This is a genomic window from Streptomyces sp. NPDC008150, from assembly GCF_042956945.1.
In the GTDB taxonomy this organism is placed as follows: Bacteria; Actinomycetota; Actinomycetes; order Streptomycetales; family Streptomycetaceae; genus Streptomyces.
Genome location: NZ_JBIBHJ010000029.1, coordinates 1 through 1,420 on the forward strand (window position 1 = coordinate 1; position 1,420 = coordinate 1,420).

The 1,420-nt window shown below is 55.3% G+C and carries 1 rRNA gene (cut by a window edge); it reads right to left on the reverse strand.

What is annotated here, in order from left to right:
- Positions 1–22: 22 nt before the first annotated feature.
- Positions 23–1,420, reverse strand: a 23S ribosomal RNA gene (locus tag ACFZA0_RS37285); it runs 1,372 nt beyond the window's last position.

The following is a 1,420-nucleotide window of genomic DNA, read 5'->3' on the forward strand; positions in this document are numbered from 1 at the left end:
AACACAGTGGACGCGAGCAACTGAGGACAAGCCCTCGGCCTATTAGTACCGGTCAACTCCACCAGTTACCTGGCTTCCATATCCGGCCTATCAACCCAGTCGTCTACTGGGAGCCTTACCCTCTCAAGGAGGTGGGAATACTCATCTCGAAGCAGGCTTCCCGCTTAGATGCTTTCAGCGGTTATCCCTCCCGAACGTAGCCAACCAGCCATGCCCTTGGCAGGACAACTGGCACACCAGAGGTTCGTCCGTCCCGGTCCTCTCGTACTAGGGACAGCCCTTCTCAATATTCCTACGCGCACAGCGGATAGGGACCGAACTGTCTCACGACGTTCTAAACCCAGCTCGCGTACCGCTTTAATGGGCGAACAGCCCAACCCTTGGGACCGACTCCAGCCCCAGGATGCGACGAGCCGACATCGAGGTGCCAAACCATCCCGTCGATATGGACTCTTGGGGAAGATCAGCCTGTTATCCCCGGGGTACCTTTTATCCGTTGAGCGACGGCGCTTCCACAAGCCACCGCCGGATCACTAGTCCCGACTTTCGTCCCTGCTCGACCCGTCGGTCTCACAGTCAAGCTCCCTTGTGCACTTACACTCAACACCTGATTACCAACCAGGCTGAGGGAACCTTTGGGCGCCTCCGTTACTCTTTAGGAGGCAACCGCCCCAGTTAAACTACCCATCAGACACTGTCCCTGATCCGGATCACGGACCCAGGTTAGACATCCAGCACGACCAGAGTGGTATTTCAACGGCGACTCCACAACAGCTGGCGCTGCCGCTTCAAAGTCTCCCACCTATCCTACACAAGCCGAACCGAACACCAATATCAAACTGTAGTAAAGGTCCCGGGGTCTTTCCGTCCTGCTGCGCGAAACGAGCATCTTTACTCGTAGTGCAATTTCACCGGGCCTATGGTTGAGACAGTCGAGAAGTCGTTACGCCATTCGTGCAGGTCGGAACTTACCCGACAAGGAATTTCGCTACCTTAGGATGGTTATAGTTACCACCGCCGTTTACTGGCGCTTAAGTTCTCAGCTTCGCCACACCGAAATGTGACTAACCGGTCCCCTTAACGTTCCAGCACCGGGCAGGCGTCAGTCCGTATACATCGCCTTACGGCTTCGCACGGACCTGTGTTTTTAGTAAACAGTCGCTTCTCGCTGGTCTCTGCGGCCACCCCCAGCTCATGAAGTAAATTCAATCACCAGAAATGGCCCCCCTTCTCCCGAAGTTACGGGGGCATTTTGCCGAGTTCCTTAACCATAGTTCACCCGAACGCCTCGGTATTCTCTACCAGACCACCTGAGTCGGTTTAGGGTACGGGCCGCCATAAAACTCGCTAGAGGCTTTTCTCGACAGCATAGGATCATCCACTTCACCACAATCGGCTCGGCATCAGGTCTCAGACTGTA